At 61.0% G+C, this 26,795-nt stretch carries 21 protein-coding genes; 18 read left to right on the top strand and 3 right to left on the bottom strand.

Annotated elements, in window-relative coordinates; all coding sequences use genetic code 11:
- The coding region (locus tag D8U82_RS22640; RefSeq protein ID WP_130902992.1) for a retention module-containing protein at positions 1-2,518 on the bottom strand (2,518 nt) is incomplete at its 3' end.
- A 361-nt stretch (positions 2,519-2,879) separates the two neighbouring features.
- On the opposite strand from D8U82_RS22640, the gene D8U82_RS22635 reads away from it, so the two are divergent.
- From D8U82_RS22635 to D8U82_RS22585, 11 genes are all read left to right on the top strand, one after another.
- The gene (locus tag D8U82_RS22635; RefSeq protein WP_071174002.1) at positions 2,880-4,232 is read left to right on the top strand and encodes a TolC family outer membrane protein; all 1,353 of its coding nucleotides are present in this window, start codon (positions 2,880-2,882) and stop codon (positions 4,230-4,232) included.
- A 33-nt stretch (positions 4,233-4,265) separates the two neighbouring features.
- Positions 4,266-6,422, top strand: a complete 2,157-nt coding sequence (locus D8U82_RS22630) for a type I secretion system permease/ATPase (RefSeq protein WP_125925871.1) — start codon at positions 4,266-4,268, stop codon at positions 6,420-6,422.
- Positions 6,412-7,779, top strand: a complete 1,368-nt coding sequence (locus D8U82_RS22625) for an HlyD family type I secretion periplasmic adaptor subunit (RefSeq protein ID WP_024011116.1) — start codon at positions 6,412-6,414, stop codon at positions 7,777-7,779. The genes D8U82_RS22630 and D8U82_RS22625 overlap by 11 nt, the downstream gene beginning before the upstream one ends.
- A 333-nt stretch (positions 7,780-8,112) precedes the next feature.
- Positions 8,113-9,009 (top strand): TauD/TfdA family dioxygenase, encoded by an 897-nt coding sequence (locus D8U82_RS22620; protein ID WP_130902982.1) that lies wholly within the window; start codon positions 8,113-8,115, stop codon positions 9,007-9,009.
- Between the two features lie 17 nt (positions 9,010-9,026).
- Positions 9,027-9,887: an ABC transporter ATP-binding protein gene (locus D8U82_RS22615; protein WP_125925869.1), complete on the top strand. Its 861-nt coding sequence runs from the start codon at positions 9,027-9,029 to the stop codon at positions 9,885-9,887.
- A 20-nt stretch (positions 9,888-9,907) separates the two neighbouring features.
- Positions 9,908-10,774 (top strand): ABC transporter permease, encoded by an 867-nt coding sequence (locus tag D8U82_RS22610; protein ID WP_041477414.1) that lies wholly within the window; start codon positions 9,908-9,910, stop codon positions 10,772-10,774.
- 132 nt (positions 10,775-10,906) lie between these two features.
- Positions 10,907-11,824: a LysR family transcriptional regulator gene (locus D8U82_RS22605; RefSeq protein ID WP_016772273.1), complete on the top strand. Its 918-nt coding sequence runs from the start codon at positions 10,907-10,909 to the stop codon at positions 11,822-11,824.
- Positions 11,825-12,047: 223 nt separating this feature from the next.
- Positions 12,048-13,586 carry an MFS transporter gene (locus tag D8U82_RS22600; RefSeq protein WP_125925866.1) on the top strand — a complete coding sequence of 513 codons (1,539 nt, stop codon included), beginning with the start codon at positions 12,048-12,050 and terminating at the stop codon, positions 13,584-13,586.
- 27 nt (positions 13,587-13,613) lie between these two features.
- Positions 13,614-14,681 (top strand): HlyD family secretion protein, encoded by a 1,068-nt coding sequence (locus tag D8U82_RS22595; RefSeq protein WP_076564925.1) that lies wholly within the window; start codon positions 13,614-13,616, stop codon positions 14,679-14,681.
- A gap of 140 nt (positions 14,682-14,821) precedes the next feature.
- Positions 14,822-16,273, top strand: coding sequence for an efflux transporter outer membrane subunit (locus tag D8U82_RS22590; protein ID WP_130902981.1), 1,452 nt, complete (start codon positions 14,822-14,824; stop codon positions 16,271-16,273).
- A 78-nt stretch (positions 16,274-16,351) separates the two neighbouring features.
- Positions 16,352-16,606 (top strand): DUF2789 domain-containing protein, encoded by a 255-nt coding sequence (locus tag D8U82_RS22585; RefSeq protein WP_130887562.1) that lies wholly within the window; start codon positions 16,352-16,354, stop codon positions 16,604-16,606.
- Here D8U82_RS22585 and D8U82_RS22580 read toward each other — a convergent pair.
- Entirely contained in the window at positions 16,594-16,875 is a 282-nt protein-coding gene (locus D8U82_RS22580) for a type II toxin-antitoxin system RelE/ParE family toxin (RefSeq protein ID WP_016772268.1), read from the bottom strand. The two genes, D8U82_RS22585 and D8U82_RS22580, sit on opposite strands and share 13 nt — an antisense overlap.
- Positions 16,872-17,150 carry a hypothetical protein gene (locus D8U82_RS22575; RefSeq protein WP_016772267.1) on the bottom strand — a complete coding sequence of 93 codons (279 nt, stop codon included), beginning with the start codon at positions 17,148-17,150 and terminating at the stop codon, positions 16,872-16,874. The genes D8U82_RS22580 and D8U82_RS22575 overlap by 4 nt, the downstream gene beginning before the upstream one ends.
- Positions 17,151-17,345: 195 nt before the next feature.
- Here D8U82_RS22575 and D8U82_RS22570 point away from each other — a divergent pair, with 195 nt between their 5' ends.
- From D8U82_RS22570 to D8U82_RS22540, 7 genes are all read left to right on the top strand, one after another.
- On the top strand, positions 17,346-17,774 hold the full coding sequence (locus D8U82_RS22570) for a MarR family transcriptional regulator (protein WP_016772266.1): 429 nt from the start codon (positions 17,346-17,348) through the stop codon (positions 17,772-17,774).
- Entirely contained in the window at positions 17,771-19,834 is a 2,064-nt protein-coding gene (locus D8U82_RS22565; protein WP_016772265.1) for an FUSC family protein, read from the top strand. Before D8U82_RS22570 ends, D8U82_RS22565 begins: the two co-directional genes overlap by 4 nt.
- Positions 19,831-20,040, top strand: coding sequence for a DUF1656 domain-containing protein (locus D8U82_RS22560; protein WP_016772264.1), 210 nt, complete (start codon positions 19,831-19,833; stop codon positions 20,038-20,040). The genes D8U82_RS22565 and D8U82_RS22560 overlap by 4 nt, the downstream gene beginning before the upstream one ends.
- On the top strand, positions 20,037-20,924 hold the full coding sequence (locus D8U82_RS22555) for an HlyD family secretion protein (RefSeq protein WP_076564936.1): 888 nt from the start codon (positions 20,037-20,039) through the stop codon (positions 20,922-20,924). The genes D8U82_RS22560 and D8U82_RS22555 overlap by 4 nt, the downstream gene beginning before the upstream one ends.
- Positions 20,921-22,363, top strand: a complete 1,443-nt coding sequence (locus tag D8U82_RS22550; protein ID WP_130902980.1) for a TolC family protein — start codon at positions 20,921-20,923, stop codon at positions 22,361-22,363. The genes D8U82_RS22555 and D8U82_RS22550 overlap by 4 nt, the downstream gene beginning before the upstream one ends.
- A gap of 93 nt (positions 22,364-22,456) precedes the next feature.
- Positions 22,457-23,092 carry a hypothetical protein gene (locus tag D8U82_RS22545; protein WP_024011125.1) on the top strand — a complete coding sequence of 212 codons (636 nt, stop codon included), beginning with the start codon at positions 22,457-22,459 and terminating at the stop codon, positions 23,090-23,092.
- 56 nt (positions 23,093-23,148) lie between these two features.
- Positions 23,149-26,667 (top strand): AAA domain-containing protein, encoded by a 3,519-nt coding sequence (locus D8U82_RS22540; RefSeq protein WP_130902979.1) that lies wholly within the window; start codon positions 23,149-23,151, stop codon positions 26,665-26,667.
- Positions 26,668-26,795 lie beyond the last annotated feature (128 nt).

Raw genomic sequence — 26,795 nt, 5'->3', positions numbered from 1 at the left:
TGCCATTGTTGTACACGTCATTGGCCGCAGTCGGCACGTTGACGGTGCCGACGGTCTCGCCGGCTGCAATGGTGATGGTTGAGCCGTTCGACAGAGTGACGGTAACTGGCGTCTGCGCTGGATTAGTCAGCGTTGCGGTGTAAGTGATCTGACCGCCTTCAACGATGTTGTTGGTCGCGGTCAACGTCAGACCGGTGTTATCAACCGAATCAGTGATCGTGGTAACGGCTGGCGTGGTGTTTGGCACCAGGTTTTCGAAGTTGCCGCCGGTAGCCCCGGTGATCGTCGTGCTGACGGTGCTGCCATTGTTGTAAACGTCATTGGCCGCAGTCGGCACGTTCACGGTGCCGACGGTTTCGCCAGCCGCGATGGTGATGGTCGAGCCGTTCGACAGGGTGACGGTAACCGGCGTCTGCGCTGGATTAGTCAGCGTGGCGGTGTAAGTGATCTGACCGCCTTCAACGATGTTGTTGGTCGCAGTCAGGGTCAGGCCAGTGTCATCGACCGAGTCGGTGATGGTGGTCACCGCTGGCGTGTTGCTTGGCACCAGGTTTTCGAAATTGCCGCCAGTCGCGCCAGTGATCGTGGTGCTGACGGTGCTGCCATTGTTGTACACGTCGTTGACCGCAGTCGGCACGTTGACGGTACCAACGGTTTCGCCAGCCGCAATGGTGATGGTCGAGCCGTTCGACAGAGTGACGGTTACCGGCGTCTGCGCCGGATTGGTCAGGGTCGCGGTATAGGTGATCTGACCGCCTTCAACGATGTTGTTGGTCGCGGTCAGAGTCAAACCGGTGTCATCGACCGAATCGGTGATCGCGGTGACTGCTGGCGTCGGGTTCGGCACCAGATTTTCGAAATTGCCACCGGTGGCGCCAGTGATCGTGGTGCTGACGGTGCTGCCATTGTTGTAGACGTCATTGGCCGCAGTCGGCACGTTGACGGTGCCGACGGTTTCGCCGGCTGCAATGGTGATGGTCGAACCGTTGGACAGAGTGACGGTTACCGGCGTCTGCGCCGGATTGGTCAGGGTCGCGGTATAGGTGATCTGGCCGCCTTCAACGATGTTGTTGGTCGCAGTCAGGGTCAGGCCAGTGTCATCGACCGAGTCGGTGATGGTGGTCACCGCTGGCGTGTTGCTTGGCACCAGATTTTCGAAGTTGCCGCCGGTAGCGCCGGTGATAGTGGTGCTGACGGTGCTGCCATTGTTGTACACGTCGTTGGCCGCCGTCGGCACGTTGACGGTGCCGACGGTTTCGCCGGCTGAAATGGTGATGGTCGAGCCGTTCGACAGGGTGACGGTAACCGGGGTTTGTGCCGGATTGGTCAGTGTCGCGGTGTAAGTGATCTGACCGCCTTCAACAATATTGTTGGTCGCGGTCAGGGTCAGGCCAGTGTTATCGACCGAGTCGGTGATCGTAGTTACTGCTGGCGTCGGATTCGGCACCAGGTTTTCAAAGTTGCCGCCGGTAGCCCCGGTGATCGTCGTCGTAACAGTGCTGCCGTTGTTGTAAACGTCATTGGTCGGGGTCGGCACGTTAACAGTGCCGGTAGTCTGGCCAGCGCCAATGGTAATGGTCGAGCCATTCGACAGCGTGACGGTGACCGGAGTTTGCGCCGGGTTAGTCAGCGTCGCGGTGTAGGTAATCTGGCCGCCTTCGGTCACGCTCGAACCAGCCGTCAGCGTGACGGTAGTGGTATCGACGGTGTCGGTGACCTGCGTGGTCGCCGGGATAGTCGGCGGGGTCACGGTGATGCCGTTGCCGCCGCTGGTGCCGGTGACGGTCACGTCGATCTGGGTCGGGTCGTTGTAGACCGTGTCGTTCGGTGCCAGCGGCACGTTGACGGTGCCGGTGGTGGCGCCGGCCGGGATGACGATCACTGCGCCATTGGACAGGGTGATGGTCAGGTCGGTCAGCGGCGCCTGAGTCAGGGTCGCGGTATACACCAGCACGCCGCCGGCTTCGGTGATGGTCGGCGTGGCGCTGAGGCTCAGGGTCGAGTCAGGCAGCGCGTTGGTGGTGGTGTCGGTGGTCAGGCCACCGGTGGTGTCCTGCGCGATTTGCCCGGCAGAATTGATGCCCGCCGTGGGGAAGCCGATGGTCGGATCGACGCGGCCAGCGGTGGCGTCGAGCATGACGAAGCTGTGACCGCCACCGGCAGCACCACCGGTACCTGCGGCGGTCGGGCCGGCCGCGGTGGATTCGAGTGCGGTGGTCGGGTCGACACCGGCGGCGATGGCTTGCTGCAGTTCTTCTACAGAAGGCGCAGCCTGCGCGGTGGCTTCGGCCAGGTCAGTGCCGGAGTCAGGCGAGCTGGCGCTCCACTGGGTGTCACGGCCCAGATCGAGCATGCGGCCATCGGCCAGTTCCAGCGACACCGCGCCGGACAGGCCGGTATCGATCTGGTCGCCGACATACAGGCGATCGCCTTCAACGAGTACGCGACGCACGCCCTCTGGGGACACCACGAAAACCTGACCGACAATGCTTTTGACGACGGCAACAACACTGCTCATTGAAGACTCTCCGGGGTGTCACATTCAGTTGACTTCCATGGACCTGACGGGCGTCGGCGCCACTTCAGTCTGGACGTACTTTCTATAAATGGATAACTTATTGACGCTGTATTTCCGTCAATAATCTGGCTATAAATTATCGCGATTAACTTTATGCCAAACTATTGACCTTCTGGGAGCCATCCTAAACAATCGCCCCACTAATGTCACATTGATATTTCCGCGGCGACCTGTCCTCCAGCCTGTCATCCAGTTCCTGTTTTGAACTTTCCGACATACGGTCTTTCGGGTTGCCATCATCCGACGCAGCGCCACGTTTCTGCTGTGATTCAAGACAAGAAGTTCCGGGAAAATTCCAACCATGCGTTCGCTTTTGCTCCTTGCCGCTCCCTTCGCTCTCGCCGCCTCATTCGTACAAGCACAATCCTTACCAGAAGCCATGCAACAGGCGCTGGATGTCCATCCGGAGATTCAGGCGGGGGTCAACAGTCGATTGGCGGCGGATTATCAGTTAAAGGCTGCGAAAGGGGGATACCTGCCCAAGGTCGATCTGCTGGGCGGTTATGGCCGTGAAGGCACTGACAGTGTGACCACTCGAGCGAACGGTGGAAGCAATCACTGGGAGACGTTGAACCGCAGCGAGTCAAGTTTACGTCTCTCGCAAATGGTTTTTGACGGTTTCGCGACGTCCAACGAAGTTGCGCGTCAACAAGCCAACGTCAGCTCCCGTGCTTACTCGTTGCTGGGCACTTCCGAACGCACTGCGCTGACCGTCGCCCAGGTTTATCTGGACGTGCTGACCCGTCGCGAATTCGTCCGTCTGGCCGAGGAAAACCTCAAGAGCCACCAGCGCATCTACGATCAGATCCAGCTGCGCACCCAGCGCGGCGTCGGCAGCGGTGCCGACCTTGATCAGGCCGAAGCGCGTATGGCCCAGGCCCGCAACAATCTGATCACCGAACAGACCAACCTCGCCGACGCGGAAACCAACTTCCTCAGCGCCGTCGGCCAGATGCCCGACCAGCTCGAGCGCCCGGCGCCGTTCATGGCGATGATGCCGGCCAACCTCAATGAAGCCCGCGCGCAGATGCTGGAAAACAGCCCGATCCTGCGTTCCGCCGAGTCGGATATTGCCGCTGCCGAGAAGCAGTTCGCCACCGCCAAATCGACCTTTTACCCGCGCTTCGACGCCGAACTGGGCCGTACCGCCGACAACGATCTCGACGGCCAGAACGGCCACAACAATGAATGGCAGGCCATGCTGCGCATGCGTTTCAACCTGTATTCCGGTGGCAGCAACAAGGCCGATCTGGAATCCAAGTCGTACCTGGCCAACCAGGCGCTGGACATCCGCAACAACGCCCTGCGTCAGTTGAACGAAGAGCTCGGCCTGGCCTGGAACGCCCTGAACAACGCCAACGCTCAGGTGCCGATCGCTCAGCAATACGTCGATCGCAGCACTTCGGTGCGTACTGCCTACCAGCGTCAATTCAGCCTCGGCGAACGCACCCTGCTGGATTTGCTCGACAGCGAAAACGAGCTGTTCACCGCCTCGCGGCGTCTGGCGGAAATCAAGAACATTCAGTTATTTACTCAGTATCGAATCAAGGCGACCATGGGCCAATTGCTCAAAAGCCAGGGAGTGGTCGCGCCGTTGGCATCCGTTGTGCAGAACGACGTGAAGCCCAAGGTCCAGCTGCCTGGGATGAACTGAGTTATCCCTTTCAACTGTTAAAGAGTGTCGAGCGTGGAATCAGAAGTCAGTCGAGTTCAACTCAGCCATGATCCACGCGCGTTGCATGACGATCCGTTGCTGGATGGTCTGCTCGCCCTGTGCATGCTGCACCAGAAGCCTGCCAGCGCGGCGATGCTGACCACCGGCCTGCCGCTGCCCAAACAACGTTTGAGTGTCGAGTTGCTGCCGCGCGCAGCGGCCCGCGCCGGGCTGCAGGGGCGGGTGTTGCAGCGCAAGCTCGAAGAAATTCCGGCGATCGCCATGCCCGCGTTGTTGCTGCTCAAGGATGGCCGCAGTGCCGTCCTGCTCGGCTGGCAGGGCAACAACGAAGCACGAGTGCTGCTCAGCGAAAGCGACGGCGGCGAATCGGTGGTCAGCCGCGAACTGCTGAGCGACGATTACACCGGCAAAGTGTTCTTCGCCCAGCCGCAGCACAAATTCGACGTCAACCACGGCACGCTGATCCCGCGTGCACGCTCGTGGTTTCGCGACACCCTCAAGCGTTCGCGCTGGCTGTACGCCGATGCGATCGCCGCCAGTTTCCTGATCAACATCATCGCCATGGCCGCGCCGCTGTTCGTGATGAACGTCTACGACCGCGTGGTGCCAAACCAGGCCGAAGCAACCCTTTGGGTGCTGGCGCTGGGCATCACCGGCGCTTACATCTTCGACTTGATCCTCAAGAGCCTGCGCAGCCTGTGCCTGGATCTGGCCGGGAAGAAAACCGACCTGATCATCTCCGCCACGCTGTTCGAGCGCATTGTCGGCATGGCGATGAAATACCGCCCGGCGCGGGTCGGCAGTTTTGCCCAGAACATCCATGAGTTTCAGAGTCTGCGCGACTTTCTCGCCTCGCTGACCCTGACCAGTCTGATCGACCTGCCGTTTACCATCCTGATTTTCATCGTCATCGCCATTCTCGGCGGGCATCTGGTGTGGATCCCGGTCCTGGCGTTCCCGATTGCCCTGTTGATCGGCTACGCCTTGCAGAAGCCGTTGATCGCGACCATGGAGCGCACCATGGCGCTGGGCGCTGAGCGCCAGTCGAGCCTGATCGAAACCCTCGCCGGGCTGGACGCGGTCAAGGTCAACAACGCTGAAAGCGAGCGCCAGTATCAGTGGGAGCAGACCATCGGCACCCTCAGTCGCCTCGAGCTGCGAGTGAAAATGCTCTCCGGTCTGGCGATGAACATCACCTTGCTGATCCAGCAACTGGCCGGGGTGATCATGATCGTCTTCGGCGTGTACCAGATCATCGCCGGCAACCTGAGCATGGGCGGGCTGATTGCCTGCTACATGCTCAGTGGCCGCGCGCTGAGCCCGCTGGCGTCGCTGTCCGGCCTGCTCACGCGCTATCAACAGGCGCGGGTGACCATGACCTCGGTCGACCAGATGATGGAGCTGCCGCAGGAGCGCAACTTCGAGGAGCGCCCGCTGAGCCGCAAGGTGCTGCAGGGTGCGATCGAATGCCGTCAGCTCAGCTTCACCTACCCGGACCAGCAGAACCCGGCGCTGAAGAACATCAACCTGGTGATCCGTCCCGGCGAGAAGATCGGCATCATCGGCCGCAGCGGTTCGGGCAAGAGTTCGCTGGCGAAACTGCTGGTGGGCCTGTACCAACCGGACGACGGTGCCTTGCTGGTCGACGGCGTGGACATCCGCCAGATCGACGTCAGCGAACTGCGCTACAACATCGGTTACGTGCCGCAGGACATTCAGCTGCTGTCCGGCACCCTGCGTGACAACCTGGTGTCCGGCGCGCGTTACGTCGAAGACGAGCTGGTGCTGCAAGCCGCCGAACTGGCCGGCGTCCACGAATTCGCCCGTCTGCACCCGCAAGGCTACGAGCTGCAAGTCGGCGAGCGCGGGCAGAACCTCTCCGGCGGCCAGCGGCAGAACGTCGCCCTGGCCCGGGCGCTGTTGCTCAATCCACCGATTCTGCTGATGGATGAGCCAACCAGTGCGATGGACAACACCGGCGAAGAACGCCTCAAGCAACGCCTCGCAGCAGTGATTGAAAACAAGACCGTGGTGCTGGTCACGCACCGGGCATCGCTGTTGTCGCTGGTCGATCGCCTGCTGGTGATCGATCGCGGGCAGATTCTCGCCGACGGCCCGAAAGCCGCCGTGATGGAAGCGTTGAAGAAGGGGCAGATCAGTGTTGCTTAAGTCCGGTGTCAAGGAGTCGATCCGTCGCTACTTCAAGGGCTCTGCCTCGCTGCAGGGCCAGCCGCTGCCAGAGGTCAACAAGGCGCTGATAGAAGACGCCCCGCGCGTCGTGCGCCTGACCATCTGGGCGATCATCGGCTTCTTCGTGTTCCTCATGCTCTGGGCCAACTTCGCCGTGATCGACGAAGTAACCAAGGGCGACGGCAAGGCGATTCCGTCTTCCAAGATCCAGAAAATCCAGAACCTGGAGGGCGGTATCGTCTCCGAGCTGTTCGTCAAGGAAGGCCAGATCGTCGAGGCCGGCGCGCCGCTGATTCGTCTCGATGACACGCGTTTTGCCTCCAACGTCGGCGAAACCGAGGCTGATCGCCTGTCGATGCTGCTGCGGGTCGAGCGCCTGAGCGCGGAAGTCGATGATCGTCCGCTGAATTTCCCCGAGGACGTGCTCAAAGCCGTGCCGGGCCAGGCAAAAAGCGAAGAGTCGCTGTACATCAGCCGCCGTCAGCAGTTGCACGATGAAATCGGCGGCTTGCAGGAGCAGTTGATCCAGCGTCAGCAAGAGCTGCGTGAGTTCAGCTCCAAGCAGGCGCAGTACCGTCAGCAACTCGGCTTGCAGCGTCAGGAAATCAACATGTCCGAGCCGCTGGTGGCGCAGGGCGCGGTCTCGCCGGTGGAAGTGTTGCGCCTCAAGCGTGCCGAAGTGGAAACCCGTGGCCAGCTCGATGCGACCACGCTGGCCATTCCGCGCGCGGAATCGGCGATCAAGGAAGTGCAGCGCAAGATCGACGAAACCCGCGGCAAATTCCGCAGCGAAGCGCTGACCCAGCTCAACGAAGCGCGCACCGATCTGAACAAGGCCCAGGCCACCGGCAAGGCGCTGGAAGACCGCGTCAGCCGTACGCTGGTTACCTCACCTGTGCGGGGTATCGTCAACAAGTTGCTGGTCAACACCATCGGCGGCGTAATCCAGCCGGGCAGCGACATGGTTGAAATCGTGCCGCTGGACGACACCCTACTGGTCGAAGCCAAGATCCGCCCGCAGGACATCGCGTTCCTGCATCCGGGTCAGGAAGCGATCGTCAAATTCACCGCCTATGACTACACCATTTACGGCGGACTGAAGGCACAGCTGGAGCAGATCGGTGCGGATACCATCACCGACGAAGACAAGAAAACCACCTACTACGTGATCAAAGTGCGCACTGAGCGCAGTCATTTGGGCACGGATGAAAAGCCACTGCTGATCATTCCGGGGATGGTCGCTTCGGTGGATATCATCACTGGCAAGAAGTCGGTGTTGAGCTATTTGCTCAAGCCGATCATCCGCGCGCGGGCTGAGGCGTTGCACGAGCGCTAGATTTTCGGCGCTGGTGACGACCTATTCGCGAGCAGGCTCGCTCCCACAGGAGATTGCATTCCAACTGTGGGAGCGAGCCTGCTCGCGAAGGCGTCCTCCGAAGCGCTACATATTCGTCGGTAAGTGACGCAAATGGTCACCCACCCCCTCACCATTCGCCATATCGTTATTCATTAACGGTATTTAGTTTCCAATTCTTATAGCTATAAAGTCATCTCCCTGCGTACCTGCCGACCAATCGGCGCGCCGCACGACCTGAACCGACACGCAATCCAGCGTGAGTGTCTGATCGACGAGCGCGTCCATGAACGCGCCGTGCGTGGGAGATGATTGATGTCCGCCGCTACTGCCACCGAAAGCGCCGCAACTGCCGCGCCACAAGTTTTTGAAATTCGCCCCTTCAGCGGTGCCGTCGGCGCCGAGATCGTTGGCCTCGACCTGCGCCGGCCGGTCAATGATCAGGACTTCGCGCGCATTCATCGCGCGCACTTGGATTACCACGTCTTGGTCTTTCGCGATCAGCAGATCACCCCGCAACAGCAAATCGATTTCAGCCGCCGCTTCGGCGTGTTGCAGATCCACGTGCTCAAGCAATTCCTCTTGGCCAATCACCCGGAAATCCTCATCGTTTCCAACATCATCGAGAACGGCCAGAACATCGGTCTCGGAGACGCCGGCAAGTTCTGGCATTCCGATCTCTCCTATAAAGAGCTGCCGAGTCTCGGCTCGATGCTGCACGCCCAAGAGCTGCCCGCCGAGGGCGGCGACACGCTGTTCGCCGACATGCACAAAGCCTGGGACGACTTGCCCGCTGCGTTGCGCACTGCGGTCGAAGGACGTTGCGCTGCGCATTCCTATACCGCGCGCTACAGCGAAACCAAGTTCGAGGGTAACTGGCGCCCGACCCTGACCCCTGAACAGTTGGCTCAGGTCGCCGAAGTGGTGCATCCGGTGGTGCGCACCCATCCGGAAAACGGCCGCAAAGCCTTGTTCGTCAGCGAAGGCTTCACCACGCGCATCGTCGGTCTGCCGGAAGACGAAAGTCGTCAGTTGCTCGGCGAACTCTTCGCCCACAGCGTGCTGCCGCAAAACATCTACCGCCATCAGTGGGAACCGCATGACCTGGTGTTCTGGGACAACCGCTCGCTGATCCACCTTGCCGCCGGCTGCCCTGCGCATCTGCGCCGCAAGCTGTATCGCACGACCATTCAGGGCGACGCGCCTTTCTGATTTGCCGGAGATAGATCATGAACGCCCCTTTGCCAGGCCACGCGGCCAGCAACCCGATCGCCCGCAGCGAAGCGTTGCTGGCCGTCGATCACGTCAGCCTCGAATACCGCACGCCGCAACGGGTGGTGCGCGCTACCCATCAAGTCAGTTTCGCCGTCGACCCGGCTGATCGTTTCGTCCTGCTCGGCCCGTCCGGTTGCGGGAAATCGACCCTGCTCAAGGCGGTCGCCGGGTTCATCCAGCCTTGCGAAGGCGAGATCCGCTTGCAAGGCCAGCGCGTCGATGCGCCGGGGCCGGACCGCATTGTCGTGTTTCAGGAATTCGACCAGTTGCCGCCGTGGAAAACCGTTAAGCAAAACGTGATGTTCCCGCTGCTGGCCTCGCGCACCTTGAGCAAGAAAGACGCCGAAGAGCGTGCGCTGCACTACCTGGAAAAGGTCGGTCTGGCAGCGTTTGCCGACGCCTATCCACACACCTTGTCCGGCGGCATGAAGGCGCGGGTGGCGATCGCCCGGGCGTTGGCCATGCAACCAAAAATTCTTTTGATGGACGAACCCTTCGCTGCACTCGATGCGTTGACCCGCCGCAAGATGCAGGAGGAGTTGCTGCTGCTCTGGGAAGAGGTGCGCTTCACCCTGCTGTTCGTCACCCATTCGATCGAAGAAGCCTTGGTGGTCGGCAATCGCATCCTCTTGCTGTCGCCGCATCCGGGGCGGGTGCGCGCCGAAGTGCACAGCCATCAATACGACCTGCACAGCCTCGGCGGCGTGGCGTTTCAGGAGTCGGCGCGGCGCATTCATCGTCTGCTGTTCGATGAGGGCCAAGCGCCGGAGACCGAACGTGATCACGACTTCAACGATATTCGCATCGCTTATTGAGCGGTCAGGAGGACTACCCGATGAGCCATTCATCATCCGTGCGTGAAGAATTCGAAACCGTGCTCGAGCCGCTGACCGCAGTGCCGGTCGAGCGCGAATTGCCGCTTGGCACGCGCCTGTGGCAACAGGGCTGGTTGCGCAAAAGCCTGATCCTGATCGTGCTGGCGATCATCTGGGAAGTGGTCGCGCGGATTCAGAACAACGACCTGATGCTGCCGAGTTTTTTGCAAACCGCGCAGGCCCTGTTCGACGGTCTGCTCAGTGGCGAGTTGCTGGCCAAGGTGTGGATATCCCTGGTGGTGCTGATCAAGGGTTACCTGATCGGCATTGTCCTCGCGTTCGCTCTGACGACATTGGCGGTTTCGACCCAGTTGGGACGTGATCTGCTCAGTACGATGACTTCGATGTTCAACCCGTTGCCGGCGATCGCCCTGTTGCCGCTGGCGCTGCTCTGGTTCGGATTGGGGCAGAACAGTCTGATTTTCGTGCTGGTGCATTCGGTGCTGTGGGCGCTGGCGCTGAACACCTATGCCGGATTTCTCGGCGTCTCCGAAACGCTGCGTATGGCCGGGCGCAATTATGGTCTCAAGGGGTTGCGCCTTGTGTTGTTCATACTGATCCCGGCGGCACTGCCGTCGATTCTCGCCGGTTTGAAGATTGGCTGGGCGTTTGCCTGGCGCACCTTGATCGCAGCCGAATTGGTGTTTGGCGCAACCAGTGGCAAGGGCGGGCTGGGCTGGTACATCTTCCAGAATCGCAATGAGCTGTACACCGACAAGGTGTTCGCCGGGTTGGCGGTGGTGATCCTGATTGGTCTGCTGGTGGAGAATCTGGTGTTTGCCACCCTTGAGCGGGTGACGGTGAAGCGCTGGGGTATGCAGCGCTGACCTGAAAAGATCGCAGCCTTCGGCAGCTCCCACATGGGAAAACCATCCTCTGTAGGAGCTGCCGCAGGCTGCGATCTTTTGATCTGCTAGCATTGCGCCCGGATCAATCCAGATCAGCCAAGAGTGCTCAGCATGCAACTCCCGGACATGAACCTTCTGGTCGCTCTCGATGCCTTGCTCGACGAGGGCAGTGTGGTCGGCGCGGCGCGGCGGATGAACCTCAGCCCGGCGGCCATGAGCCGCACGCTGACGCGGATTCGCGAAGCCATCGGCGATCCGATTCTGGTGCGCGCCGGGCGTGGCCTGGTACCGACCCCCAAAGCCCTCGAACTGCGCGAACAGGTGCGCGATGTGGTCGAGCAGGCGGCGCTGCTGTTTCGCTCCGCCGATAGCGTCGAGCTGGGCACCTTGCGTCGACGTTTCAGCATCCGCGCCAATGATTTCTTCGTCGGCGTTTACGGCGGCAAGCTGTTCGACACCCTCGACCAGCTCGCCCCGCATTGCGAATTGCGCTTCGTCCCGGAAGGCGATGGCGACGATGAGGCGCTGCGCGAAGGACGCATCGATCTGAGCGTCAGCAACACCCGTCCGCTCACGCCGGAGGTTAAGGTACAGAACCTGTTCTCCACGCATTTCGTCGGCCTGGTGCGCGAGAACCATCCGCTGCTCGACGGCGAAATCACCGCTGAGCGCTACGCCGGTTTTTCCCACATCAGCATGTCGCGGCGTGGCATCGCTCGCGGCCCGATCGACACGGCGTTGAATGCGTTGGGGCTGGAGCGCCGGGTGGCGGTGATCGCGCCGAGCTTCCACGCGGCGATGTTTGCCTTGCCCGACTCCGACCTGATCCTGCCGGTGCCCAAAGAAGCACTGCTCAGCGTACGGCGGTTGGGCCTGAAACTGCGTTCATTCGATCTGCCGATTCCGCTGCCTATGCTGATGCTGACCCAGGCCTGGCACCCGCGCTTCGACAAGGACCCGGCCCACCGCTGGCTGCGTGAAACCCTCAAGACCTGCTGCGATGAAACGTGGCTGGCGGCACAGCCGTAAATCATCAGGCACCATCGAATCCCTGTGGGAGCGAGCCTGCTCGCGAAAGCGGTGGATCAGTCACCTCAATGGCGACTGGTCCACCGCTTTCGCGAGCAAGCTCGCTCCCACATAGGCATTCACCGTTGTGTCTGATGCACTTATAACCTGCCAATAAGTCAATTTTCGTCAGCATCAAGCCTCACTAAAATGCTCCGGTATTTCACCCCCGGAGCTTTCATTCATGACATCCCTGACGGTCCCGGCGCCTCTCGCCGCGACCAGCCCGGCGACGGCGGCTGCGCCACCGGTGTTCGGGGCGCGGATCATCATTGGTCTGGTCGGCGTGCTGTTGGCCGTGCTGGTCTCGGGCCTCAACGAGATGGTCACCAAAGTCGCACTCGCCGACATTCGCGGCGCGCTGCACATCGGTTACGACGAAGGCACCTGGCTGGTCGCCAGCTACACGGCCACGTCGGTCGCGGCCATGGCCTTCGCGCCGTGGTGCTCGGTGACCTTCTCGCTGCGTCGCTTCACACTGTGCGCCATCGGTCTGTTTACCCTGCTCGGCGTGCTGTGCCCGTTCGCCCCGAACTACGAAAGTCTGCTGCTGATGCGCATCCTCCAAGGCCTCGCCGGCGGTGCATTGCCGCCGATGCTGATGACCGTCGCGCTGCGCTTTCTCCCGGCGAACATCAAACTGTACGGACTGGCCGGCTACGCACTGACCGCGACTTTCGGCCCGGGACTCGGCACGCCGCTGGCCGGTCTGTGGACCGAATACGTCGGCTGGCAATGGACCTTCTGGCAGATCATCGTGCCGTGCCTGATCGCGATGGCCGCAGTGGCTTACGGATTGCCCCAGGATCCGCTGCGGCTGGAACGTCTCAGGGCGTTCAACTGGAAGGGCCTGCTGTTGGGCTTTCCGGCGATCTGCATGCTGGTGATCGGTCTGTTGCAGGGCAATCGACTGGACTGGTTCGAGTCGAATCTGATCTGTGGATTGCTTGGTGCCGGTTCGCTGCTGCTGGTGGCGTTTCTGATCAATGAGTGGTCGCAGCCGATTCCGTTTTTCAAACTGCAGATGCTCGGCATCCGCAACCTGTTGTTTGCGTTGATCACCCTCGCCGGGGTGCTGATCGTGCTGCTGGCGGTGGTGCTGATTCCGTCGAGTTATCTGGCCCAGGTGCAGGGTTATCGTCCGGCGCAAACCGCGCCGATCATGCTCATTGCCGCGCTGCCGCAGTTGATCGCGCTGCCGCTGGTGGCAGCGCTGTGCAATTTGCGCTGGGTCGATTGCCGCTGGGTGCTCGGCATTGGTCTGAGCATGCTCGCGCTGTCCTGCCTGGGCGGTTCGCACCTGACTTCGGCGTGGATTCGCGACGATTTCTACGTCCTGCAATGGCTGCAGATTTTCGGCCAGCCGATGGCGGTGTTGCCGCTGCTGATGTTGTCGACCGGCAGTATCACGCCGATGGAAGGGCCTTTCGCGTCGGCGTGGTTCAACACCGTCAAAGGCCTGGCTGCCGTGGTTGCCACCGGCGTCATCGAAGCGCTGACCACCGCGCGCCTGCATTTCCATTCGACCATGTTGGTCGACAGCCTCGGCAATTCGCCGCTGGCCGATCACAGCGATCCGGGTCTCGCTCACCGCGTGCATGAGCAGGCGGTGGTGCTGACTTCGTCCGATTTGTACCTGTGCATGGCCGGCGTTGCCGTGGCGTTGATCCTGCTGATTTTCTGGCTGCCGACGCGGATTTATCCGCCGCGCGCGCCGACCTGATCGCTGTACTGAAACTGAAGGTTTTTTATGACTCAATCCAAGCAAAAACTCGCGGTGGCCGTGGCTGCCGCGCTGGCGGTAGGCGTGCTGGTGTATCTGGCAATGCCCGGCCTGTTCGGCCAACGCACCGAGCAAACCACCAATGACGCCTTCGTCTCCGCCGACTACACGCTGGTGGTGCCGCGCGTGGCCGGGTTCATCAAGCAGGTGCTGGTCGAAGACAACCAACAGGTCAAGGCCGGGCAGTTGCTGGCGTTGATCGATGACCGTGATTTGCGCGCAGCGGCGGAGGCGGCGGATGCGCAAACCCTGGTCGCGCGGGCGCAGTTGCAGAACGCCAACGCAACCCTGGAGCGGCAGGCTTCGCTGATCGCTCAGGCGCAGGCCACCGTGGTCTCGGCCAAAGCGGAAATGGCTTTTGCGCAGCAGGAACTGAACCGCTACAACCATCTCGCCGGTGTCGGCGCTGGCACCGTGCAGAACGCGCAGCAGGCGCGCACGCGCATTGATCAGGCCTCGGCGCGCCTCGACACCGCGACCGCGAAGCTGGCGGCCGAACGCAAGCAGGTCGAGATTCTCACCGCCCAGCGCAACGCCGCCGAAGGCAATCTGAAACATGCGCAGGCGGCGCTGGAGATCGCCAGTTTCAACCTGTCCTATACGCGCATCACCGCGCCGCAGGACGGCATGATCGGCGAGCGTGCGGTGCGTGTCGGGGCTTACGTCACGCCGGGCAGCAAGCTGTTGGCGGTGGTGCCGTTGCAACAGGCCTACGTGGTCGCCAACTTTCAGGAAACCCAGTTGACCGATGTGCAGCCCGGGCAAGATGTGCAAGTGCGGGTCGACAGCCTCGGCGGCGAAGCCCTGACTGGCCGCGTCGAGAGCATTGCGCCGGCAACGGGCGTGACCTTCGCGGCGGTGAAACCGGATAACGCCACCGGTAATTTCACCAAGGTTGTGCAGCGGATTCCGGTGAAGATCGTGCTGGAACCGGGCCAGCCACTGGCCGAGCGGTTGCGGGTGGGGATGTCGGTCGAGGCGAGTATTGATACCGCCAGCTCAAAGGCGTCCGGGCGCGAGGTGACGCAGCGATGATCGGTGTTGAATCGGCTGGCCTCATCGCTGGCAAGCCAGCTCCCACAGGATTCATTGGCAGGCTGAACCATTTTGCACAGCCTGCACATTCCTTGTGGGAGCTGGCTTGCCAGCGATGGGGGCATTGGCAGCGACTCACCATGAGTGCCCTACTTGCAGTCAGCCTCAGCGCTTGCACCGTTGGCCCAGACTTCCAGAAACCCGAAGCCCCTCAGCCTGCCGACTGGGCCAAACCCGCCCGGTCCGCCCCAAGCCAGGCCGTCAGCGAACCCCTGAACGAACGCTGGTGGGAAACCTTCCACGACCCGCAACTTTCCGCGCTCACCCAACGCGCGCTGAACAGCAACCTCGACCTGCAACTGGCCAGCAGCCGCCTGCAACAAAGCCGCGCCGCGCGTCAGGTGATCACCGCCGAGCGCTATCCGCACAGCTCTGCCACCGGCAGCTACGGGCGCAAACGCAACAGTGGCGAAGGCTTGAACGATCCATCGGGAAATAACGGCGACGAGGCGTTCAACCTCTGGGATGCCGGTTTCTCCGCCTCATGGGAACTGGACTTCTGGGGCCGCGTGCGTCGTGAAACCGAAGCCGCTGATGCCAATCTCGAAGTGGCAGAAAATGATCGTCGCGGCGTGCTGCTGACCGTGCTTGCCGACACCGCGCAAAACTACATTCAGCTGCGCGGGGTGCAGAACACCCGCGCCGTCACCGAGCAGAACCTCGACGTCGCTCGCCACAGCCTGAAACTCTCGCAGTTGCGGCTGGCCGATGGCGTGGCCACCGACCTGGACGTCGCCGAAGCTGCCGCGCAAGTCGCCGCCATCGAGGCACGGCTGCCGGCGCTCGAGCAGCGTCAGGCGCAACTGATCAACGCGATCAGTCTGCTGATGGGCGAACCGCCGCAGGCCCTCGCTCAAGCGTTATCCACAGACGCGGCAGTGCCGCAGTCGCCACTGCAAGTCGCCATCGGCCTGCCATCGCAATTGGCCGAACGCCGCCCGGATATCCGCCAGGCCGAAGCGCGTCTGCACGCCGCCACCGCCAACATCGGTGTGGCCAAGGGCGATTTCTATCCGCGCATCACCCTGTCCGGCAACTTCGGTTCACAGGCCATGCAACTGAGCGATTTCGGTTCATGGGGCTCGCGTGCCTTTGCCATCGGCCCGCAATTCAGCTTGCCGTTGTTCGACGGCGGTCGCTTGCGCGGCATGCTGCAACTGCGTGAAGCCCAACAGCAGGAAGCGGCCATCGCCTACCAGCAAACCGTGCTGCGCGCCTGGCATGAAATCGATGATCAACTGACCGCCTACAACGCCAGCCAGCGCCGGCGCGACAGCCTCGCCGAAGCCGTGCATCAGAACCAGATCGCCCTGCGTACTGCGCAACAGCAATACGTCGAAGGCGTGGTCGATTTCGTCAACGTCCTCACCGTGCAAAGCGCCTTGCTCGCCACGCAGGAACAATGGGTAGAAAGCTCGACCGGCGTTTCCCTGGCGATGGTCGGTTTGTACAAGGCGCTCGGCGGCGGATGGCAGTCGGTCTATCCGGCAGCGCAACTGGCCGCAGGCTCACTTGACGTCGCCAGACCCTGAACCCGCCGCGACAGCTATGATCAACTCCACTGCAGCGAACGGCGCAACGCCGGACCTGAATTGCAGAGGAGTTGCATCATGGAAAATCCGCAGCACAGTCTACCGGCCCTGTTCAAACAACTCGGCCTCGATGACGATCCGACCGGCATCGACAAATTCATCGCCAGCCATTCGCCGCTCAAGCCGGAATTGCATCTGGCTGACGCGTTTTTCTGGACGGAAAGTCAGGCGCAGTTTCTGCGCGAGGAGATTCTGGATGATGCGGATTGGGCGGAGGTGGTGGATCAGTTGAATGTGATGTTGCGCAAGGGGCGGGCTGATTACTTCGGCTGAGGCCAAGTCCGTGCCGTATGCACCAGCGCCATGATCCAGACGGCATCTCTCTCCGTTTGATAGACAAGACGGTAACTGGGATGCGGAATCAGCTCACGCGTACCGGCAATGATGCCGGCACGGCCAATCAACGGATTGTCGGAAAGGCGATGAACCGCTTCGCTGAAGCGCAGATCCATTTCGATGGCCGCTCTTGGGTTGGCGGCCTGCAAGTAGTCCCAAATGTCTGCACGATCCTGTGCGGCGGCTGGCGTCCATATGATTTTCATAGGTGATCTTCTGCCTGCCTGCGCTTTGCCGCGAACGCTGCTTCTACGTCTTCGTTGTTCAATCCGTCTCCGGCACGTACGGATTCCCGAGCGATTTCAACCTTGCGTTGCAGGAACGCTTCATATTCGCGGGCCTCTCGCTGGGTTTGAACATACTGACGCATCATGTCTCGCATGATTTGCGACGCCGGCCGGTGTGCCGCTTCGGCTTCCGCCATGAACTCCTCCCGCAGTTCCGGCTCCAGTTTCATGGTGAAAACGGCTTGTTTTGACATATCAGGCTCCTGAATTTGGTGATGACAACGTATATACCTTGTCAGTATCGATGGAGAAAGCTTTGAGTCAGATAGGGCGACTAACGGAGAGATTTGTTTCAAAACTTGACTGAAATTCCCCTCCAATGCGATATTGATAGTTAGCAAACTAACAGTGTCCGTTATCCCGTGTCCGATTCCCTCGACAGTCTCCAGATGAACATCAGCAGCGCCATGGTGGTGGCCGCCCGGCATTGGCGGAAGATCTGCCAGACCACGCTGGTCAACTATGGAATTTCCGAAGCCTGCGCCGTGCCCTTGTTGATGATCGGGCGTTTGGGCGAGGGCGTGCGTCAGGTGCAAGTCGCCCAGGCTGCGGGGATGGAGAGTCCTTCGCTGGTGCGCTTGCTCGATCAGCTGTGCCACGCCGGTTACGTCTGTCGCACCGAAGATGCTCAGGATCGCCGCGCCAAGTGCCTGAGCCTTACCGATACCGGCCGCGAGCTGGTGCAGGCGGTGGAGGCCGAGCTGGTGCGCTTGCGTCATGAGGTGCTGGAAGGCATCGAGCGCAGCGATCTGGAAGCTACGCTTCGGGTACTGAGGGCTTTTGAGGCGGCGAGTTCGCCTGTGGTGGTCAATTCTTGAACGGTTTTTTCACTGGCATGCCGCCGGCCCGTGACTGGTTTTACGGGGTCCGTACTTTTGCAGCGTCGATGATTGCGCTGTACATCGCCTTGCTCATGCAAATGCCGCGTCCGTATTGGGCGATGGCCACGGTGTACATTGTCTCCAGCCCGTTTCTCGGCCCGACCAGTTCAAAAGCGCTGTACCGCGCGGCGGGCACTTTCCTGGGCGCGGCGGCGGCGGTGCTCTTCGTGCCGATGTTCGTACAGAGCCCCTATGTGCTGGTGGTGGTGATCGCGTTGTGGACCGGCATTCTGCTGTTCATGTCCCTGCATCTGCGCACCGCCAACAGCTATGCGTTGATGCTGGCCGGCTACACCTTGCCGCTGATTGCCCTGCCCGTGGTCGATAATCCGCTGGCGGTGTGGGACGTGGCCGAGGCACGTACCGAAGAGATTTTCCTTGGCATCGCCGTCGCTGCGGTGGTCGGTGCGATGTTCTGGCCGCGACGGCTGGCGCCGGTGTTCAACGATGCCGTGAGCAAGTGGTTCGCCGATGCGACGAGCTACAGCCTGAAGTTTCTCAGCCGCGATGTGCAGCCGGAAGAAGTCACCGCGCTGCGCATGGCCATGGTCGCCAACTTCAACAGCCTCGAGTTGATGATCGGCCAGTTGCCCCACGAAGGCGCGCGGCCACAAACCGTGCGCAACACCAAGGAACTGCGCGGGCGGATGATTCACCTGTTGCCGGTGATCGATGCCCTTGAGGATTCGCTGTACGCCCTCGAACGCCGCACCCCGGAACTGGTGGAAAAATTCCAGCCGTTGCTGACCGCGACCCGGGAATGGCTGGCCTACGCGGACGCCAACCTTGAGCGCTGGCAAGCACTCAGAGATCAACTCGACGCGTTGCAACCGAGCGCCGAAGCGCTGGAGGAGCGCAAACAGTTGCTGTTCTCCAACGCGATCTACCGCCTCGGTGAATTCATCGATCTGTGGCAGGACTGTCGCAGCCTGCAGGATGCGATTCTGTGCGAGCGCCAGGACAGCTGGCGCGCGGTCTACCGGCATTGGCGCCTGGGCCGGTTGACGCCGTTCATCGATCGCGGACTGATGCTCTACTCGGTGACCTCGACCATTCTGGCGATCATCGTTGCTTCGGTGCTGTGGATCCTGCTCGGCTGGCCGGACGGCGGCAGCGCGGTGATCCTGGCAGCGGTGGCGTGCAGCTTCTTTGCCTCGATGGACGACCCGGCGCCGCAGATTTACCGGTTCTTTTTCTGGACCGGGATGTCGGTGCTGTTTGCCAGCCTTTATCTGTTTCTGATTCTGCCCAACCTGCACGACTTCCCGATGCTGGTGCTGGCGTTTGCCGTGCCGTTCATTTGCGTCGGCACGCTGACCGTGCAGCCGCGCTTCTACCTCGGCATGCTGCTGACGCTGGTCAATACCTCGTCGTTCATCAGTATTCAGGGTGCTTACGACGCGGACTTTTTCGCCTTTGCCAACTCCAACCTTGCCGGGCCGCTGGGGCTGTTGTTCGCTTTTATCTGGACGCTGGTGGCGCGACCGTTCGGCGCCGAGCTGGCGGCCAAGCGCCTGACCCGATTCAGTTGGAAAGACATTGTCAGCATGACCGAGCCAGCCAGCCTCGCCGAGCATCGGCATTTGGGCGTGCAGCTGCTCGATCGGCTGATGCAGCACCTGCCGCGTCTGGCCCTGACCGGTCAGGACACCGGCATCGCCATGCGCGAAGTGCGTGTCGGTCTGAATATGCTCGATCTGCTTGCCTACACCCCGCGCGTCACTGGCGTGCCAAACGCCCTGCTGCGACAAGTGGTGGGCGAGGTCGGCGAGTATTTCCGCGCGTGCCTCAAAGCCGACGAACGCCTGCCGGCACCGAGCGGTCTGCTGATGACCCTTGATCGTACCCGCCGTGCGCTGAACGGCCAGGGCGACGATGAAACCCGTCGACACCTGTTGCACGCCTTGAGCGGTCTGCGTCTGGCCTTGCTGCCCGGCGTCGAGTTCGTCTCCAGCGCCGAGCCCGAAGAACCGCTGCCCGATGGAGCGCCCCTATGATCGGTGATCTGGATATCAGCGGCATCTTCCTGCCGACCCTGCTGGTGCTGATGGGCATCACTTACGTGCTGTTTTTGTTGGTGCATGGCGTGCTGCAACGCCTGCACTTTTACCGTCTGGTCTGGCACCGGGCATTGTTCAACGTGGCGCTCTACGCCGTGCTGCTGTACGGCGTGGACTCACTCAGTCGATACCTGATGACATGAAAAAACCGTTTCTGACCATCGGTCGCGTGGTCCTGACCCTGCTGATCGTGACTTTTGCCGTTGTCCTCGTCTGGCGCATGGTGATGTATTACATGTTCGCGCCGTGGACGCGAGACGGCCACATTCGCGCCGACATCATCCAGATCGCCCCTGACGTTTCCGGGCTGATCCAGCAGGTCGAGGTAAAGGACAACCAGTTGATCAAACGTGGCCAGGTGCTGTTCAGCATCGACCAGGATCGCTTCAAACTGGCCCTGCGCCAGGCCAAGGCCGCCGTTGCCGATCGCCAGGAAACCCTCGCCCAGGCCCAGCGTGAAGCCAAGCGTAACCGTGGCCTCGGCAATCTGGTGCCGGCCGAACAGCTGGAAGAAAGCCAGTCGCGCGTCGCCCGTGCACAGTCGGCATTGGCCGAGGCGTTGGTGGCGGTCGACAGTGCGCAGCTCAACCTCGATCGCTCGGTGATCCGCAGCCCGGTCGACGGTTACGTCAACGACCGCGCGCCGCGTCCGCAGGAATTCGTCACCGCCGGGCGCCCGGTGTTGTCGGTGGTCGACAGCAACTCCTTTCACATCGACGGCTATTTTGAAGAAACCAAACTCGACGGCATTCACGTCGGGCAATCGGTGGATATTCGCGTGATCGGTGACCGCGCGCGGTTGCGCGGACATGTCGAGAGTATCGTCGCCGGCATCGAAGACCGCGACCGCACCAGCGGCAGCAACCTGCTGCCCAACGTCAACCCGGCGTTCAGTTGGGTTCGCCTGGCGCAGCGGATTCCGGTGCGCATCGCTTTTGATGAGGTGCCGGCCGACTTCCGCATGATCGCCGGGCGTACCGCCACTGTGTCGATCATCGACGATCAGCATGAGGAGCCGCAGCCATGAGCAGGGCCTGGTTGATCGCCGGGTTGGGCGTGATGCTCTCGGCCTGTCAGATGGTCGGCCCGGATTATCAGGTGCCCACCGACGCGGCGGTGCAGCGCAAGGATATTCAGGGTGAGCTGGCAGTCGCCGGCAAACCGGTTGTCTCGGCGCCGGTGCCGACCGACTGGTGGCGGCTGTATAAAGACCCGCGCCTCGATCAACTGGTGCAGCAGGCCATGGCTTCCAATACCGACCTGCGCGTGGCGGCGGCGAACCTGTCGCGGGCACGTGCTCAGGTGGATGAAGCCGAGGCCGCTGGTGGCTGGAGCGGCGGGGTGAAAATGGGCGCGCAACGTTTGCAGGAATCCGGTCAGGCGTTCCTGCTGCCGGAGAAAGTCCCGGTGGCCAACATTGCCGATATCGGCATCAGCGCTTCGTACCAGTTCGACCTGTGGGGCACCTTGCAGCGCGGCATCGAAGCGGCCAAAGCCAATGCCGATGCGACTCAGGCCGCAGCCGACACTGCGCGTATCACCTTGGTGGCGGACGTGGTTCGTGCTTACACCCAGGTCTGCGCAGCCAACGAAGAGCGGGAAATCGCCGAGCACTCTCTCGATCTGCAATCGCAGAGCACCACGCTGATCCAGCGTCTGCGTGACGCCGGGCGGGGCGACGAGACCCAGGTCACCCGTTCGCAGACCCAATTCAAATCCCTGCGCGCCGACTTGCCGCGCTATGAAGCAGCGCGTCAGGCCGGGCTGTTCCGTCTGTCGATGCTGCTGGCCAAACCGGTCGAACAGTTGCCGGCAGGTACCGCCAGTTGCGCTGAGTTGCCGAAGATCGCGCAACTGGTGCCGGTCGGTGACGGCGCTGCGCTGCTCAAGCGCCGTCCCGACATTCGTCAGGCCGAACGACGCCTCGCGGCGGCAACCGCCGGCATCGGCATTGCCACCGGCGAGCTGTACCCGGACATCAGCATCGGCGCGACCATCGGCACCGTCGGCATCATTGATGACCTTGGCGACCCGTCGACCAACCGCTGGGGCTTTGGCCCGTCGCTGAGCTGGAAAGTACCGACCAACGGCGCCCGTGCGCGCATTCGTGAAGCCGAGGCCAACACTCAAGGCGCGCTGGCGCATTTCGACGGCGTGGTGCTCAACGCCATCCGCGAGACCCAGACCGGTCTGGCCCAGTACAGCGCGCTGCTGCAACGCCGCGATGCGCTGGCCGAAGCCGAACAGTCGGCGAAGCTCGCGGCCGAGCAGACGCACCGCTTCTTCCAGGCCGGCCGCGAGTCGTTCCTTGCCGACCTGCAAGCAACCCGCACCTACACCGATGTCACCGCGCAACTGGCCGCCGCCAACACCCAGGTCGCGATGAGCCAGATCGATTTGTTCCTCGCCCTGGGCGGTGGCTGGGAAAGCGGACGAACGAACACCTCGAGCGCCAGCAAACCCTGAGGCCGTTGCTATGCTTTGAAGTGTTGGAGGGGCGCCCCATGCCAAGCGCTCCTGCAATGCACATTGCTCGTGCTGGCCCAGGGGAAACCAATAATGAAAAACCCTTACGCTCTCGGCTTCTGGTGCGCTCTGGTGGCACTGGTGCTGCTCTCGGCCACGTATTTCTACGGGATCATGCTGGCCCACCAGATCGATACGGCGATGATCTTCCTCGACAGCGCCGTTGCGCTGATCGCGGTGATGGCGATCGTCGTCGTCGCGTGGACCTCGATTCAGCTGCAACGGGTCAAGAAGCGCCAGCTCGAACGGGGCAAGATGCTCGTGCTGATCTGGGACACCAAAGTCGCCCTGCGCCGGGTCGAAACCGTGTTCGACCGCTACTTCTGGGGCAGCTACTGGCAGCCCGGGCGAACCTTCGCCGAAGTCATGGGCGAGCTCACCGGCACGCCGCTGGAAAAAAGCCTCGAAGCCCTGAAGAAGCAATGCCTGGAACTCGACAAGCAGATCGCCGATGACGGCTGGCACTGGCTGAACAACGCCCGCGAGCTGTCCGACGTCGCCACGGCCATGGCCCGCGAACGCTATCAGCTGGATTTCTGCGATGTGCGGGCGGATACCACCGGCGGAGCGGTGATCGATCGCGACTTTGAAGTGCTGGTGTATACCTGGACCGCTCGGCTGAAGAGCTTTGATCATCAGCTGGATGAAATCGAGGTTCAGTATTCCTGAAAATCCCAGGATGGGGTTTTTCTACCCTGCTGGCATAATGGCCGCAGACTTTTTTGATGGCTGCAAAACTGATGCAAGGGAATGTAAAGGTTCATCTCGACTACTTGAGCGCTGCGTTGGCCGACGCCTGTAATTTGATGCCTGAGCTTGATCAGGCCTCGCGCGCGCTCACGCTGGACGAAATCATACGCGGCGAGCTGTCCGACCATTGCTGCAAGAAGCTGTACGGGCAGAGACCCAAATCCAGCTCAACTGAGCGCGCGGTCAAGGTCGACGCCGATGAGGGCTGGCCACTACGAGTCATCGTCTGCCCTTTTCTCTTCGGCCTGCGACCGGAGCATGGCCATCCAAGCAGACTGCTGCCTGAATGCATCGCACCACTGTTCTTTTTCGGCCTGTTGCAACGCAACGGCAAGCTCAGCATTGATCCGGAAAACCTGCGACCCGTTGCGCCACGCAACTTCCTTGAGCCAAGTGCCTATCAGGTTACGGTCGGTACCGTGGAAGACGTCGACCGGGTGTATGCCCGGCTACCTCGTCCGACGGACTGGAACAGTCTTGTCTACAACGCCAGAACCTTTTGTCGTGAGGTCTGCGGGCAGGAGTGGGAAAATCTTCAGGTCGATCAGTACGAAAGGCTCAATCACCCGCTGATTCTGCTTGCAACCAGCGCCAATGGTGCAACGCAGCACATCCAGACCTTGCTCGATCATTTGCGTCACGACAGTGATGCCGCGCTGCATCTGCTCGAAACTCTCCTCAACCCTGTCACAGACAAGCCGTTGCTCACGGCCGAGCAGCAGTTGGCAGGTTCGATTGAACATCTGGGGCAAATGGAATGCCGCTATGGGCTGTCGCCATCGCAGCGTGAATCGCTGGTGCACTTTTTTTCCCTGCCGGACGCGGTGACAGCCGTCGATGGCCCTCCGGGTACCGGTAAAACCACGCTGTTGTTGAGCGTCATCGCTTCGCTGTGGATCAAACAGGCGAGGGCGCAAGAGGAGCCGCCGCTGATCGTCGCAACCTCGACGAACAATCAAGCTGTCGTCAACATCCTGGAAGCCTTCGCCAAGGTCAAGGAGCGAGATGGACCATTGACCGGTCGGTGGATCAAAGGGCTTGAGAGTTACGGTCTGTACCTGCCTGCCAAAAGCCGAGAAAACGACATGCACGGCTTCACCGTTCATGCCTTGAAAGGTATGGGCAAGAACTCGGTGCATGACTTTCAGTTGGTGGAAAAGGCCGAAGGTTTTGCGCTGGCCCTTGACCATTTTCTACAGTGCGCCCAAAACGCATTGGGACGCTTACGCGAGCCGTCGCTTGAAGGCGCAACCACCGAGCTTCATGCTCGACTCGAAGCTTGCTGCAGTCGTATCGAACGCGTCACTGAAGATCTGATCGCGCTCAATACGCTGTTCGGCGCAGTGAGTGTCTCGCAGGAAATGGCGGCACACGCACGCTCAGCGCTTGAGGGTTCGATCAACGGCGGCGTGAAAGACCTGCAGAGGGCTGCCGACGCGCTGGTGCAGGTTCAAAAGTTGAAGCTGGCCTGGAAGCTTCACGTAGAGCAGGAAAACATTTTCGTCACGTTCATGGCCTGGTGCGGGCGGAAGTCGCTGCGAAGCCGCCGCGACGATGTCTTCTTTGCTCGGGTCGCCATCGACCACAGCGAAACATTGGGAGCGCAGATCCATCATGTCGGCAGCCGCGAAGCCTTCGATGCGCTATTGGCCAAGCAAGCCGAAGCGCTCTCGAAAAACCACGAGCGGCTACAAACGCAGTTGACGACGACACGCCAGTCGCTCTCGACGCTCAACGAAACAATCGCTCGGCTGGAGAGCTTCGGCGACGCCAATGGGCAGCTTGAAACCGCAGTCATCCAGGACGCACTCGACAAAGGGCTGCGATTTGAAGCGTTCAAATGGGCGACCCATTACTGGGAAGCGCGTTATCTGCTGGAGGTCGAGCAAACGCTTGCGCGTTTTTCCAAAGTAGAGGACACCCTGTCGCCGGAGCGACTCGAGCGCCAATACCGCCGTCTGGCCAAGTTGTTTCCTTGCTCCGTGGTCACCCTTTATTCATTGCCAAACCGGTTCAGTGGCTGGAAAAGCCAGTACCTTCCCTTGCTCGATTGCATCGATCTGTTGATCGTCGACGAAGCCGGCCAGGTCGCCTCCCAGATCGGCGTTCCCGCCTTTGCGCTGGCCAAGCGGGCGATGGTTGTCGGTGACGTCGATCAAATTGCCCCGGTACATGGTTTGCCGTCCTCGATCGATCTGGCCAATGCTCGGCACTTCGGCCTGCTGGGCGATGGCTGGGAGGCGTTTTGCGAATCGGGCAGATCAGCTTCAAAAGGCAATCTGATGCGGGTCGCCCAACAGGCTACGCCTTACACCAAGCATGCCAGGCGTGGTCGTGGCATGTTCCTCAGTGAGCATCGTCGCTGTTGGCGCGAAATCATCGAGATCTGCAATGAGCTGGTTTACAAACAATTGTTGCAGCCTTGCCGCGAAGAAGGCCCTCGCCGTTTCAGTCCCAGTCTGGGCTACGTCCACCTGACGGGGCTGGACCAACGTGTCGGTAAAAGCCGACGCAATCAGGTCGAGGCACAGGTGATTGCTCATTGGTTGCAGGAACATCGAGCAGGCATCGAGGCTTCTTTCGCCGAAGACAAAAAAGCTTACAAGGATCTGGTGGCGGTCGTCACGCCGTTCGCGGCGCAGACCTCGGCAATTCGTCAGGCGCTGGATCACAGTCTCGGTGCCGGACATGGCATAACGGTAGGCACCGTTCACAGTCTGCAGGGCGCTGAGCGCCGGCTGATTATATTTTCACCGACCTATGGTCTGGATACCGAACCCGGGTCGCCTTTTTTCGACAAGGATGCAGGTTCTCTTTTGAACGTTGCTATCTCTCGGGCACAAGACGCGTTTCTGGTGTTTGGCAACATGAACCTCTTCAACCCGGTCGGAACAACCCCGTCGGCGATTCTCGGCCGGCATTTGTTCAAGGACGAGCGCAATGAACTCAAGGGAATCCCCCTGCAATGGCTGGTGCCGGCCTATAACCCGTATTTCACCGAGCAAATCAGCGATCTAGAAGGTCACAGGCAAACCCTGCGATCAGCCTTCGAAAGCGCCCGAGAGCGTCTGATCATCGTGTCTCCCTATCTTACGAAGGATGCAATCAGGCAGGATCAGGTACCGACGCTGATCCGCGAGGCATGCACCCGTGGCGTCAGCGTCGTGGTCATCAGCAGTCGTGAATTGTGCAGTGCCGAGCCGACAAAAGCGCAAGCTTTCGAAGAGTGTGTCCGGTTGCTTGAAGAGGCCGGAGCGAAGTTCAGAAACACGCAGGTGCGCAGTGTGCACAGCAAGATGCTTCTGGTGGATGACGCATGGCTCGCCGTGGGATCGTTCAACTGGCTTTCCTCGGTGCGTCAGTCATCCAGCGTTTACAGCTATTACGAATCGAGCATCCGCTATGACGGCCAGTCTGCGTCGGCAATGATTCAGGACAGCATGAAGGACCTGCGGCACCTTTTAGGGGCAAAACCGTCTCAGGTTTCGGTATGACCGGCACAGCCGTATGGCCGGATTAAAAAGCCAACCACTCCGAGTGGCGGATGCTAACCTTCCCGTCACTTTTGCACAGTCGAGCCGTGACCCGATCCCGGGTTCAAGGAAGACGACTTCATCCACAG

Origin of the sequence: Pseudomonas sp. Sample_23, from assembly GCF_004307595.1 — a bacterium.
In the GTDB taxonomy this organism is placed as follows: Bacteria; Pseudomonadota; Gammaproteobacteria; order Pseudomonadales; family Pseudomonadaceae; genus Aquipseudomonas; species Aquipseudomonas atacamensis.
The sequence above is the reverse complement of the archived record's forward strand: the minus strand, read 5'-3'. Positions and strand labels throughout refer to the sequence as shown.